This window comes from Flavobacterium acetivorans, assembly GCF_020911885.1.
In the GTDB taxonomy this organism is placed as follows: domain Bacteria; phylum Bacteroidota; class Bacteroidia; order Flavobacteriales; family Flavobacteriaceae; genus Flavobacterium; species Flavobacterium acetivorans.
In genome coordinates this window covers 917,926-931,604 of record NZ_CP087132.1, presented here as the reverse complement: position 1 = coordinate 931,604, position 13,679 = coordinate 917,926, and the positions used below count along the sequence as shown (strand labels likewise).

At 33.4% G+C, this 13,679-nt stretch carries 13 protein-coding genes; 8 read left to right on the top strand and 5 right to left on the bottom strand.

Annotated elements, in window-relative coordinates:
* Positions 1-12 precede the first annotated feature (12 nt).
* A complete protein-coding gene (gene rnr / locus LNP19_RS04190; protein WP_230063558.1) occupies positions 13-2,205 on the bottom strand; it encodes a ribonuclease R in 2,193 nt (730 codons plus the stop codon).
* Between the two features lie 117 nt (positions 2,206-2,322).
* On the opposite strand from rnr, the gene LNP19_RS04185 reads away from it, so the two are divergent.
* Positions 2,323-2,562: a DUF2007 domain-containing protein gene (locus tag LNP19_RS04185; RefSeq protein WP_072940402.1), complete on the top strand. Its 240-nt coding sequence runs from the start codon at positions 2,323-2,325 to the stop codon at positions 2,560-2,562.
* Positions 2,563-3,255: 693 nt separating this feature from the next.
* Complete coding sequence (gene rpiB, locus LNP19_RS04180) at positions 3,256-3,684, top strand: ribose 5-phosphate isomerase B (RefSeq protein WP_230063557.1); 429 nt, start codon at positions 3,256-3,258, stop codon at positions 3,682-3,684.
* 102 nt (positions 3,685-3,786) lie between these two features.
* Here rpiB and LNP19_RS04175 read toward each other — a convergent pair whose 3' ends face one another.
* Positions 3,787-4,050 carry a DUF1294 domain-containing protein gene (locus LNP19_RS04175; RefSeq protein ID WP_230063556.1) on the bottom strand — a complete coding sequence of 88 codons (264 nt, stop codon included), beginning with the start codon at positions 4,048-4,050 and terminating at the stop codon, positions 3,787-3,789.
* Between the two features lie 87 nt (positions 4,051-4,137).
* Between LNP19_RS04175 and LNP19_RS04170 the strand changes: the two genes are divergently transcribed.
* Positions 4,138-6,261, top strand: coding sequence for a Tex family protein (locus LNP19_RS04170; RefSeq protein WP_230063555.1), 2,124 nt, complete (start codon positions 4,138-4,140; stop codon positions 6,259-6,261).
* 66 nt (positions 6,262-6,327) lie between these two features.
* Here the strand turns inward: LNP19_RS04170 and LNP19_RS04165 are convergent, their stop codons facing one another.
* Both LNP19_RS04165 and tatA read right to left on the bottom strand, forming a co-directional pair.
* Entirely contained in the window at positions 6,328-6,936 is a 609-nt protein-coding gene (locus LNP19_RS04165; protein ID WP_230063554.1) for a porin family protein, read from the bottom strand.
* A 175-nt stretch (positions 6,937-7,111) separates the two neighbouring features.
* Positions 7,112-7,294, bottom strand: coding sequence for a twin-arginine translocase TatA/TatE family subunit (tatA, locus tag LNP19_RS04160; RefSeq protein WP_072940420.1), 183 nt, complete (start codon positions 7,292-7,294; stop codon positions 7,112-7,114).
* 216 nt (positions 7,295-7,510) lie between these two features.
* Between tatA and LNP19_RS04155 the strand changes: the two genes are divergently transcribed.
* From LNP19_RS04155 to LNP19_RS04135, 5 genes are all read left to right on the top strand, one after another.
* Positions 7,511-8,023, top strand: coding sequence for a peptidase (locus tag LNP19_RS04155; protein WP_230063553.1), 513 nt, complete (start codon positions 7,511-7,513; stop codon positions 8,021-8,023).
* A 73-nt stretch (positions 8,024-8,096) separates the two neighbouring features.
* Positions 8,097-9,584 carry a GH3 auxin-responsive promoter family protein gene (locus tag LNP19_RS04150; RefSeq protein WP_230063552.1) on the top strand — a complete coding sequence of 496 codons (1,488 nt, stop codon included), beginning with the start codon at positions 8,097-8,099 and terminating at the stop codon, positions 9,582-9,584.
* A 31-nt stretch (positions 9,585-9,615) separates the two neighbouring features.
* On the top strand, positions 9,616-11,295 hold the full coding sequence (locus LNP19_RS04145) for a DUF6909 family protein (protein ID WP_230063551.1): 1,680 nt from the start codon (positions 9,616-9,618) through the stop codon (positions 11,293-11,295).
* Between the two features lie 42 nt (positions 11,296-11,337).
* Positions 11,338-12,321: a UDP-glucuronic acid decarboxylase family protein gene (locus tag LNP19_RS04140; RefSeq protein WP_230063550.1), complete on the top strand. Its 984-nt coding sequence runs from the start codon at positions 11,338-11,340 to the stop codon at positions 12,319-12,321.
* 29 nt (positions 12,322-12,350) lie between these two features.
* The gene (locus LNP19_RS04135; RefSeq protein ID WP_230063549.1) at positions 12,351-13,121 is read left to right on the top strand and encodes a glycosyltransferase family 2 protein; all 771 of its coding nucleotides are present in this window, start codon (positions 12,351-12,353) and stop codon (positions 13,119-13,121) included.
* Here LNP19_RS04135 and LNP19_RS04130 read toward each other — a convergent pair whose 3' ends face one another.
* A complete protein-coding gene (locus LNP19_RS04130; RefSeq protein WP_230063548.1) occupies positions 13,122-13,649 on the bottom strand; it encodes an ORF6N domain-containing protein in 528 nt (175 codons plus the stop codon). It abuts the gene before it with no gap.
* Positions 13,650-13,679 lie beyond the last annotated feature (30 nt).

Below are 13,679 nucleotides of genomic sequence, written 5' to 3'. Positions count from 1 at the left end.
TTTCTACTATTTTTATTTTATTGTTTCTTCTATTCTTCTCAAAAAATTAAAATCCAATTGTTTTTTAACTAAATCAGCGTTTTTAACTTTAACGAAAATTTCATCTCCTAATTGTAATAACTTGTTTGAAGTTGCTCCTACCAAAGCATATTGTTTTTCATCGAAAGTATAATAATCATCTTTTATATCTCGAATACGAACCATACCTTCACATTTATTTTCAATGATTTCTACATAAATTCCCCATTCGGTCACGCCCGAAATTACACCCAAAAACTCCTGATCCTGATGATCTTGCATGTATTTTACCTGCATGTATTTAATCGAATCACGTTCGGCATTTGTAGCTAAACCTTCCATTGTGGAACAATGTAAACACTTCGTTTCATACAACTCTTCATCAGCAGACTTTGCTCCATCTAAATAAAACTGTAACAAACGGTGTACCATAACGTCAGGATAACGACGAATTGGCGAAGTAAAATGCGAATAATAATCAAAAGCCAATCCGTAATGACCAATATTATCCGTAGAATATTTGGCCTTACTCATACTTCTAATGGCCAAAGTATCAATTAGATTTTGCTCTTTTTTACCGTTTACTTCTTCCATCAAAGCATTCAATGATTTGGAAATATCGCCTTTATTTCTAAAATCAATTTTATAACCAAATTTAGCAATCACCGTTTGCATGGCGATTAATTTATCTTCATTGGGTTCATCGTGAATTCTATAAATAAAAGTTTTCTTTTGTTTTCCAATGTATTCTGCCACTTTTCTATTGGCCAAAAGCATGAATTCTTCAATCAAATGATTGGCATCTTTTGATACTTTAAAATAAACGCCTTCTGGTTCTCCTTCTTCATTCAAGTTGAATTTTACTTCTACTTTATCAAAAGAAATAGCTCCTTCATTCATTCTTTTTCGTCTGAAAATCTTGGCTAATTCATCCATTTTTAGAGTCGCAGAGACAATTTCTTCCGAAACTTTATAGGAAGATCCCGTTATCGAAATTTCTTCCGGAATTACATCGTCTTTTGTCTCGATGATGTATTGCGCTTCTTCATAAGCAAATCGCTGATTGGAATAAATCACGGTTCTTCCAAACCATTGGTTGATAACTTCACATTTATCGGTAATTTCAAATACAGCCGAGAAGGTATATTTTTCTTCATTTGGACGCAATGAACAGGCAAAATTGGATAAAACTTCGGGTAACATGGGTACTACCCTATCTACAAGATAAACCGAAGTAGCTCTTTGATAAGCTTCATCATCTAAGATGGTTCCTTCTTCCAGATAGTAAGAAACATCGGCAATATGAATACCAATTTCGTAATTTCCATTTTCTAACTTTTTAAATGATAAGGCATCATCAAAATCCTTAGCATCTTTTGGGTCAATAGTAAATGTCAAAGTATCACGCATATCACGACGCTTTGCAATCTCGCTTTCCTGAATCGAAGTATCAATTTTTTGTGCAAAAGTTTCTACTTCAATAGGAAACTCAGCGGGCAAACCATATTCGGCCAAAATAGCATGAATTTCAGTATCATGTTCTCCCGGTTTTCCTAATACTTTTATCACTTTTCCAAAAGGACTATCGGCTCTTGCAGGCCAATCTTCAATATGAACCAAAACCACATCTCCTTGCTCTGCCTCGCCTATTTTGTCTTTTGGAATAAAAATATCGGTATACATTTTTGGATTGGCTGTTGACACAAAAGAAAAATTCTTCTGAATATCAATTACTCCAACAAAGTCCGTTTTATGTCTTTCGATCACTTCAATAACTTCGCCTTCCGGTCTTTTCCCCTTTCTGCGATTGTAAACATATACTTTTACGGTATCTTTATCTAAAGCATGATTTAAATTATTGGTCGGAATAAAAACATCTTCTTCTAAATCAGCGCAAACAAAATAAGCCGTTTTACGGCCTGTCATATCAATTTTTCCTTCGTAATAATCTTTGCTTACTGCTTTTATTAAATATTTTCCGGGTTCGGATTCAATAATTTTTTTTTGTGCAGCCAAAATCTTCAAATCTTTGATAATCTGGTTTCTGCTTTGGGTATCGTCGAGCTCTAACTTTGCTCCTATTTGCTTATAATTGAATGCTTTATTGGCATTTTGCGATAATATTTTTATAATTTTTTCAGAGAAATCTTTCTCTTTTTTTACCGGCTTTCTTAATCTTTTTCCCATAAATCTTTTCTTAAAGCTCGAAATTACAAAATTGTTGCGCAGTTATAAAGAAAAGAAGTAAGTTTTACAGAAAATATAACTTTAAAGAATAGTCGTATCTTTATAAAAACACTAAAAATGGAAGCCTTTATAACCATTGCTATTTTTGATTACATCCATGAAATCGAAATTCTAAAACACCGATTGGATCAGGAAGGACTGCAGTATTATTTTGAAAACGAAATAATGTCCTCCATCGTTCCCATGTACTCAACTGCCTTGGGAGGAATCAAACTCAAGATTCATCCTAACGACGTTGAAACTGTCAAGACAATTCTTCAAGAAATGAAATACGGTAACAATTTAAAAATTGTTTGATTCTTTCAAAGTTGTCAACATATATATAATACAAAAAAAAGAAAATTTAAATTTAAATAATTTTTTAATGGTTATTATAGTGTGTTAATAGTGGCAATAAATTTATTTTGAAAAGCATTGAAATGAAGTTTTAGTATGTTATTCAGAGTTATCAACAGTGTTATTTGTAGCTAAAGAATTAATTTTAAAGCGTTTTTGAATTTTAATTAACAACGGTTGATAAACTAAAAAGCTTTCAAATTGTAAATAAGTCTTTTTAAAATTTCTGTTGATAAACCATTTTTAAATATTGATAACTTTTCTAAAAATTCACCAAACTAAATTAGGTTTTTAAAAGTGGGTTTTGGATTACTTATTTTTTCGACACAAGCAAAAAATACTTCTAAAATTCTATCCCAAGTTATGAACAATTTATGTTAACTTAAAGTTAACTGATTTTCAGTTATTTAGGTTTTGCTATTAACAATGCAAAATTTTAACAAATAAATTATATAATAGCAATTGATTTCCAATGTTTTATAAATTTTAAAAAATGTTGATAAGTAGCTAGTTTTTTAATAATAAGACAGTTATGAATTATTTTAGATGGAGTCATTTTAGACTGTTCATTTTTTAACAAATAAACAAAACCTTCATTTATTAAATCCGATAATCTTTTGGTAAATTTGCAGCACACAACTTAATATATATAGAATGAAAATCTCAATAGGAAACGATCACGCAGGACCGGAGTATAAAAAAGCCATTGTTGAAATGTTAATAGAAAAAGGCCACGAAGTAACTAATTATGGAACTGACACAACTGATAGCGTAGATTATCCTGATTTTGCACATCCGGTTGCAACAGATGTTTCTGAAGGAAAGGCTGATTATGGTATTGTTATTTGCGGAAGCGGAAACGGAATTGCTATGACGGTTAATAAACATCAAAAAGTAAGAGCAGGTTTGTGTTGGACAAAAGAAATTGCTGAGTTGACAAGATTACATAATAATGCAAACATTGTTAGTATTCCAGCTCGTTTTACTTCAATTCAACAAGCAGTTGAAATAGTAGAAACTTTTTTAAATACTGCATTTGAAGGAGGAAGACATCAAAATAGAGTTGACAAGATTTCTTGCTAAAAAATTCTAGGTGCTTCGCACCAAATAAGATTAGAGCTCGGTAATTTACCGGGCTTTTTTGTTTTCTATTAACTGAATTTAAAGCTTATTATTTTATAGTAATTATTTCTGTATAAAAAAAGTATATAGAATTACAATTTGAAATATAACAATTCCAAAAAACTTCAATAAATAGCTTCTTTTTGCTGTTTTATGTCTAAAAATCAGCATTCCTAATCCTGAACCAACTGTCCCACCAAAAAAGACTAAGCTTAAAAGTGTTTTCTCTGGAATTCTTCTTTTATTTCTTTTGGCTAAATATTTGTCGTAGCCAATAATTAAAAAAGTGAATAAATTAAGTCCTAAAAAAACGTAGAATAAAATCATTATTGGTGATTAATTAAAAGTTAAAGATAGTATTTTCGCATATGGATTAAACTAAATTTATCCTTTGGAAAAAAATAACAAACTAGAATGACAAATATAGATTTCATAAAAAAAGCGGTTGCAACAGCAGCTATAAACATTCAAAAAACAGTTGAACTTTTACAAGAAGATTGCACCATTCCGTTTATTTCTCGTTATCGAAAAGATACAACTGGAAATCTGGATGAAGTTCAAATTGAGCAAATTGCTAAACTTCAAAAAGAATATGAAGTAATCGTAAAACGTAAAGAAGCTATTCTCAAATCAATTGAAGAACAAAAACAATTAACGCCAGAATTAGAGAAAAAAATCCAACAAAGTTTTGATTTACAAGAAATTGAAGATTTTTACCTGCCTTTCAAAAAGAAGAAAAAAACAAAAGCCGATGTGGCTCGTGAAAACGGTTTAGAACCTTTGGCAAAAATCATCATGGCGCAAGGAAAAGACGATGTTGATTTCTTAGCTACGAAATATTTGAATAAAAATGTTATTAATGAAGACGCCGCTTTGCAAGGAGCTCGGGATATTATAGCCGAATGGATTAACGAAAATATTTATGTTCGCAAACAATTGCGTCGTTTGTACGAACGTAAAGCAACCATTACAACTAAGGTTGTAAAAAGCAAAAAAGACGAAGAAGCGGCCCAAAAATTCAATCAATATTTTGATTGGTCAGAACCCTTGACCAAAACGCCTTCACACAGATTATTGGCAATGCTTCGCGCCGAAAATGAAGGTTTTATCAAGTTCAAGGTCGAAGTGGATATTGACGAAGCTTATGATATTATTGATGAATTGGTGTTAAAAGGACAAAGCCCGGCCACACCACATGTGCAATTGGCAATCGAAGACAGTTTCAAACGATTGTTAAATCCGGCAATTTCTAATGAAACCTTGCAGGAAGCCAAAGCCAAAGCAGATGCCAATTCTATTCAGGTTTTTGCCAATAATTTAGGTCAGCTTTTATTAGCACCGCCTTTGGGCGAAAAACGAATTTTGGCGATTGATCCCGGTTTTAGATCCGGTTGTAAAGTGGTTTGCCTGGATGAAAAAGGAGATTTGTTGTACAATGAAACCATTTATCCGCATGCGCCACAAAATGAAAGCGCTATGGCAATGAAAAAAATCCGTTCGATGGTCAATTCTTATAAAATTGATGCGATTTCGATAGGAAACGGAACTGCTTCAAGAGAAACGGAATTCTTTATCAAAAAAATTGCTTTTGATAAACCAGTGCAAGTATTTATAGTTTCTGAAGCTGGAGCCTCGGTTTATTCGGCATCTAAGATTGCGAGAGAGGAATTTCCAAATTATGATGTAACCGTTCGCGGTTCGGTTTCAATTGGTCGAAGATTGTCAGATCCTTTGGCCGAATTGGTAAAAATTGATCCTAAAGCCATTGGCGTAGGCCAATACCAGCATGATGTAGATCAGAATAAATTGAAAGAAGAATTAGACAATACGGTGATTCGTTGCGTGAACTCGGTTGGAATTAATATCAACACAGCAAGTAAACATTTGTTGAGTTATGTGAGTGGAATAGGAGAGAAGTTGGCCGAAAATATTGTGAATTACCGTTCAGAAAACGGTCCATTTGAAAATAGAAAACAGCTTAAAAAAGTGCCTCGTTTGGGCGAAAAAGCCTATCAGCAAGGAGCGGCTTTTATCCGAATTTCGAATGCCAAAAATCCGTTGGACAATTCCGCTGTACATCCCGAAGCCTATGGAATTGTAGAAAAAATGGCCAAAGATTTAAAGCTTTCGGTTGATGATTTGATTGCCAACAAGGAGAGAACGGCTTTAATAAAAGCAGAAAATTATGTAACGCCCGAAATAGGTTTATTAACTCTAAAAGACATTATAAAAGAGCTCGAAAAACCAGGATTAGATCCTAGAAAATCAGCCAAAGTGTTTGAATTTGATCCCAATGTAAAATCGATCAAAGATGTAAAATCAGGGATGATTCTCCCGGGAATTGTCAATAACATCACTAATTTTGGTTGTTTTGTAGATATCGGAATCAAAGAAAGCGGGCTGGTTCACATTTCCCAGCTCAAAGCCGGTTTTGTTTCGGATGTAAATGAAGTGGTAAAATTGCACCAACACGTAGAAGTAAAAGTCACCGAAGTGGATGAGGACAGAAAACGAATTCAATTGACGATGATTTTGTAAAGCATAAAAAAACCAGTTTCAATATAAAGAAACTGGTTTTTTAGTAATATGATTAGTTTATATCTTTTATAGCTGAATAACGCCACCTAAATTAAAGCTATAACCTCCATTTGTTATTTCTGAACTATTGGTTTTATTAATATTTGTTAAACCATTAAACCATTGTGCATCTATTAAAATCCCAAATTTTTCGGTAATTCCTATTTTATAACCAATCCCAAAAGTGAAACCTAATTGGAAAGATTTTATTTCACTACTGGGAATATCACTAGTATATCCATTTTCTTTTAATTTTGCACTCATTAAAAATGAAGGAGCTAATCCAAAATTTAAGTTCCATTTTCTAGTGCTACCAAAGTGCCAGTTGGCATTGACAGGAATACTTAAATAATTTAATTGATCTTCCCATAAAAAAGGATCACCAACATCATATTTACCTCCCATTTTATCAAAAATTAATCCAGAACGCAAACTCCATCTGTTATTAAAATAATAATCAACTGTTGCTCCTAATTCTACTCCTGAATTAAATTCAGTAGAATTATTTTCTTCATTGTATTCTGAAAAGCTTGAAGTTCCAATTTTTGGTGTAATTTCAATTACCCCTTTTTCTTTTACTTGTGCATTAGTAAAACCAAATGAAGCTAAAGCAACTACTAATAATATTTTTTTCATTTTTTAGAAGTTAAAATTTTCAGCGTAAATGTAATAAGTAAAATCTTTCAAAAAAAATATAAAGTAAGAAAAATAAATAGAATTTTATAAGCTGATTTTAATTGAATATTTGAAGCATTCAGCTGACAATGATTATTTAAAGTCATAAAAAAAGTCCCGAATCTCGGGACTTTTTTTATTTTTTTTCGTTTTCGCTTTCTTCTTTTTTATCAGCAGGCTGATCTTCTTTGGCGGCATTTTTGAATTCTTTAATTCCGCTTCCTAAACCTTTCATTAATTCTGGAATTTTTTTACCTCCAAAAAGTAATAAAACTACTGCTAAAATAACTAGGATTTCTGTAACTCCAAATCTTCCCATGATTGAATATGATTTATTGCCGAAGCAAATTTGTAATAAAACTGGCGACAAAGATAATTAGAATAACTTAATAGGAACTCATTTTAAGATAATTATTTAGTTTTTGGGGAGTTAAAAATTTATTAAAACAAATCCCTTTTTCAATTAAGTTCTAAGTGTACTTGCAAAGTGTTATCATTGACATTAATTATTATATTTGTATGATAAAGAAAAAACATGTCAGGAAAAAGATTAAAAAGAAAAAAAATCCACAGTAAATTATTCACAAAAAACCGCTTGGTTATTTTGAATGAAGATACTTTTGAAGAAACTTTTTCTTTAAGACTAACCTTAATGAATGTTTTTGTGGTGGCCTCCATAGGTGCAATTTTATTAATTTTAATAACCACTTTTATCATAGCCTTTACGCCTTTGCGTGAATTTATTCCGGGATATTCCTCTTCTAAATTAAAAAGAGATGCTACGGAATTAGCTTTAAAATCAGATTCCTTGACAACGGCATTGAAAAAAAATGAAGCTTATATTTTATCTATCCAAAAAGTACTCAACGGAGAACTGGAATATGCTAAATTTAATAAAGATTCGATTTTGGATTCTACTGATGCACAGCCACCTCATGTTGATTTAAAAGCATCCAAAGAGGAATTGGAATTAAGGGACGAAGTAGCAAAAGAGGAAAAAAAGGCGCAATCAGTTCCTTCAAAAGAGATTAAGAAAAAGTCCAAATAGCCTGTACATGCTAATAAAAAACGGCCAGTATTTAAGTGAGCTGGGCAAAAAATATCCAAATAAGTACGAATAAATGTCAATAAAATCCGTTGCGGCAAAATTATTTGCCAAAAAAATACATACGAAAACCCAGGCTTGGGCTACTAAACCTGTTGCAAGTCAAAAAGCAGTTTTCCTTGACTTAATAAAGCAGGCCAAACAAACACAATTTGGTATTGACCATCATTTTGACCAGATAAAAACATACGAAGATTTTGCAAAACGGGTTCCAATAAGGGACTATGAAGATCTAAAGCCGTATGTAGAAAGAGTGGTAAAAGGAGAGGAGAATATCTTATGGAAAGGAAAACCACTTTATTTTGCCAAGACTTCGGGAACTACATCTGGTGCCAAATACATTCCGCTCACCAAGGAATCAATGCCTTATCATATTGAAGCCGCGCGAAATGCTATTTTGCTTTATATCCATGAAACAGGAAAAGCGGATTTTGTTGACGGTAAGATGATTTTCTTACAAGGAAGTCCAATTTTAGAAGAAAAAAACGGAATACAATTTGGAAGATTATCGGGTATTGTGGCTCATTTTGTTCCTAAATATTTACAAAAAAACCGCATGCCTTCTTTTGAAACCAATTGTATCGAGGATTGGGAAACCAAAATTGATGCAATAGTCGAAGAGACTTACCATGAAAATATGGCAGTAATTTCCGGAATTCCATCTTGGGTTCAAATGTATTTTGAGCGATTACAGCAAAAGGGAGGGAAAAGCATAGGAGAAATTTTTAAGAATTTCAATCTGTTTATTTATGGAGGAGTGAATTACGAACCTTACAGAGCAAAATTTGAAAATTTAATAGGAAGAAAGGTTGACAGCATCGAGTTATTCCCGGCTTCGGAAGGTTTTTTTGCCTATCAGGATTCTCAAAAGGAAAAAGGAATGCTGCTCTTACTCAATGCCGGTATTTTCTATGAATTTGTGAAAAGTGACGAGTTTTTTACCGAAAATCCAAGACGGTATACCATTGGCGAAGTGGAATTAAATGTAAATTATGTGTTGATTATTTCTACCAATGCGGGACTTTGGGGTTACAATATTGGCGACACGGTTCAGTTTACCTCATTAAAACCATATCGAATAATTGTATCGGGAAGGATCAAACATTATATTTCGGCTTTTGGAGAACATGTAATCGGCAAGGAGGTAGAATGTGCTTTACAGGAAGCGATGCTGGGAACTGATATTCGGGTAAATGAGTTTACAGTAGCGCCTCAAATCACACCAGTAGAAGGATTGCCGTACCATGAATGGTTTATCGAATTTGAAAACGAACCTAAAGACAGAGGTACTTTTGCGAAAGCCTTAGACAACGCCATGCGCAAACAAAATGTCTATTATGACGATTTGATTGCCGGAAAAGTATTGCAGCAACTAGTAATTACAAAGGTTGCGAAAAATGGTTTTCAGGATTATATGAAATCCATCGGGAAATTGGGCGGTCAAAATAAAATCCCAAGATTGTCTAATGATAGGAAGATTGTGGATTTGTTAAAGACAAACTAAAATAATACTTTGGTTATTAAAAAACATTAAAATGAAAGAAACTAAAAATATATCAAGATCCAGAGCGCAGGAATCATCGGCGGCAATTGAAAAAATGTACATCACAATGCGCCATTTATTTAACCGAGGTTTCTATAAACCTATGGGAGTTTCGGGTGATACTTTGCGTGAAGCTTTATTGGCTTTGCGTCCGGAGATTTATGGAAATATTGCCGAAGAAAAAGTAGAACTAAAAGGACTTTTATACGTTATTGAGCGGCTTCCGGTAGGAATTGAAGAATGTCGTTTTATTAATCTAACTTCGGATGAAGGCTATTCTAAATCCCATTTTCAGGCGATTGTTCCCCCAAAAAGAAGACGCAATTGTTATCGCATAGACGAAGAACAAATGAATGTGGAGATTACGCGAGGGCGTTCAGACATCTACGATATTTTGACACATTTGACCTTTATTTTTATTGAATCCCATAAGATAAAAAATAGGGTTTTGCTTGATGACGCCGGCGAAGTATCACGCGATTGGAACAAACTGGAACAAGCAGTTTCGTATAATGAAAAATTATCTCAAATAGAAAAAGAGAAAGCCATTTCTCATGCAGCGAATATTCTGGGTAGGACTTTTGAGGAAATTTTAGATATTTATGATGACTTTGGTTCTGCAACAGAGCCAGACCGATTTTTACATGTTATTTATTGGCTCGGAAAATTAGCTATTGAAGAAGTTGTTGACAATAATAAAAGAACCATCACTTTTAGTCCTATTTTAAGGGAACGTTTGGGTCATCATATTCACGGGGAAATCTGGGCAACAAACATCAAGGAAGTTTTAAAGCAAAATGGTCTTTTAGACCGCCCTATTCACGTGATTAGTGCCAATATGCACAGCGTGATGAATTCTATTTTTGCTACTACAACTTTAAAAAAGAACTTTAAAGACAAATCGGATTTCTTTATTTACGAAGAGTTAAGTAAATCGACAGCAAATGAAGTAAGGAATAAGGTCGAAGAAATTGCTTTAAAGCAAGGGATGATTTCGTTGCCGGATACTTCAGGAACTAATATTGATGTACAAATTTTTGATACAGCCAAAATTGATTGGGCTAATTCATCGTTTCCCAAAGCTAAAATTGGAGCGAATAAACCAGTGCTTATCGTTATGGATTACGCCTTTGGAGAGCAGGCTTATGAAACTATTGATGAGCTGTTAAAACCTTTCAAAAAAGATATTTTACTCAATGTAGAATCGGTTTCCATAATGGGAAAAGCGGGAATTCTTGAAGGCGGAAAAGGAGATATCATGATTCCAAATGCCCACATTAATGAGGGAACTGCAGATAATTATTTTTTCCATAATGAATTAACTGCTAATATGTTTGAAGGCAACGGAATAGAAGTTTTTGCCGGACCTATGGTTACGGTATTGGGAACTTCGTTGCAAAATAAGGATTTGTTGAAATTCTTCCATGAATCCACTTGGGGTGTTATCGGTTTAGAAATGGAAGGATCTTATTATCAAAAAGCCATTCAATCGGCTTCCAAAATCAGAAAAAGTGTTCCTCATGACATCAAAGTAAGATATGCTTATTATGCCTCGGATAATCCTTTGGAAACCGGAAGCACATTGGCTTCGGGCGGACTTGGAGCAACAGGAGTAAAGCCTACGTATTTGATTACGATCAAAATATTGGAACAAATTTTCAATATCATTTAAAAAGACAATAACATTTATGGTCATGGCCAAATAAATTTACATATGAAAAGGATACTTATTACAGGTGCTGCGGGATTTTTGGGATCACATTTGTGTGATCGTTTTATCAAGGAAGGTTATTTTGTCATTGGAATGGATAATCTCATTACAGGAGATTTAAAAAATATTGAACATTTGTTCAAACTCGAAAATTTTGAATTCTATCATCATGATATTACCAAGTTTGTTCATGTACCGGGACAATTGGATTATATCCTTCATTTTGCTTCACCGGCAAGTCCGATTGATTATTTAAAAATACCGATTCAAACCTTGAAAGTAGGTTCGTTAGGAACACACAATTTGTTAGGATTGGCAAGAGTTAAGAAAGCCAGAATCTTGATTGCATCCACTTCTGAAGTGTACGGAGATCCATTAGTTCATCCTCAAACAGAAGAGTACTACGGAAATGTAAATACCATTGGTCCAAGAGGCGTTTATGACGAAGCCAAACGTTTTCAGGAATCTATAACAATGGCGTATCATACTTTTCATGGCGTAGAAACCAGAATAGTTCGTATTTTTAATACCTATGGCCCAAGAATGCGTCTCAATGATGGTCGGGTGATTCCGGCATTTATAGGTCAAGCTTTGCGTGGCGAGGATTTGACTATTTTTGGCGATGGCATGCAAACGCGTTCTTTCTGTTACGTTGACGATCAGGTCGAAGGGATTTTCAGATTATTGCATTCTGATTATGTGTATCCGGTAAATATTGGAAATCCGGACGAAATAACCATTAAAGATTTTGCCGAAGAAATCATCAAATTGACAGGAACCAATCAAAAAGTGGTGTATTATCCCTTACCAATAAACGATCCTTTACAAAGACAACCTGACACCACCAAAGCTAAAGAAATTCTGGGTTGGGAAGCCAAGGTAAACCGTGCCGAAGGAATGAAAATCACCTATGATTATTTCAAATCCTTGTCTAAAGAGGAGCTTTTAAAAGAGGAACACAAGGATTTTATGGATTATATCAAATAAGAAATAAGGAAAGATAAATCATTTAAAAAATGGAATTACCCTTAGTATCTATAATAATTCCAATTTATAATTCTGAAAAATTCATTGCAGAAGCGGTCGAGTCTGTTCAAAAACAAACGTATCACAATTGGGAAATCATCTTGGTTGATGATTGTTCTACAGATAATTCAAGTTCAATTATTTTAGAAATGATGCAAAAGGATGAAAGAATTCAGTTTCATCGACTCAATACGAATTCAGGAACTGGAATTGCCCGAAATTTAGGAGTGTCAAAAGCTTCGGGTAGATACATTTCTTTTTTGGATGCCGATGATTTATGGAAACCTAAAAAACTTGAAAAACAGCTTAATTTTTTGAAGGAGAACAATTTACCATTCACTTTTTCCTACTACGATTGGATTGACGAAGAGGGTGAATTGTTGAATAAAAGGGTAGAAGCGCCACAAAATCTCTCCTATAGACAATTGTTTTTTTGCAACTATATTGGGAATCTTACCGGGATTTATGATGTCAGTTATTTCGGGAAAATGGAGATTTCTCCAATTAGAAAACGACAAGATTGGATGCATTGGCTTTCTGTTTTAAAAAAAATAAAAAAGGCGCAAGCTGTTCCCGAGAGTTTGGCTTTTTACAGAATTAGAACCAACTCCATTTCTGCCTCAAAATTGGATTTATTGAAACATAATTTTGCCGTTTACAGAAACTTTCACGGTTATAATTTTGGGGTTTCCTTACTTTGTATGACTGGTTTTTTGTTTACGCAATTGATTATAAAACCACTTTATTGTAAAAGCATCTGATTATTTTTTATAACCAATTTTTGTTCTTGGCATTGCATCTTCTTTTTTCTCTGTTAGTTCATCCAAATAAAAGAAAACCAGTTCAATATTTTTGCCTTGATTTTCCAGTTTCCTCTGAATTTGGGCAATATCCAATTTCATTTCGGTGGTGTCCAAGAGCATTTGTCTCACTTTGGTAAAAATACGCATAATTTGAATGTTGGTTTGAATGGCTTTGTCGCTATTCAAAACACTTGACAACATTAGGACTCCATGTTCTGTGAAGGCCATTGGGGCATAACGCAAACCCATCTTCTCAGAATTGGAGGTCGCAAATTGCGACCTCCAATTTTCAAATTCCGTTTTAGACAGTTGAAACATGAAATCTGTTGGAAATCGGGATAAATTTCTTTTTACTTGTTCTTTTAATCTTTTGGTTTCAACTCCATAAAGTTGAGCTAAATCTCTATCTAACATTACTTTTTGATTTCTAATAAAGTAGATTTTATTAGAAATGGTTTCTTCAGAAAGCATCAAATTTTCATCCATAGATTTATATTTTTTTAAATTTGGTCTTGT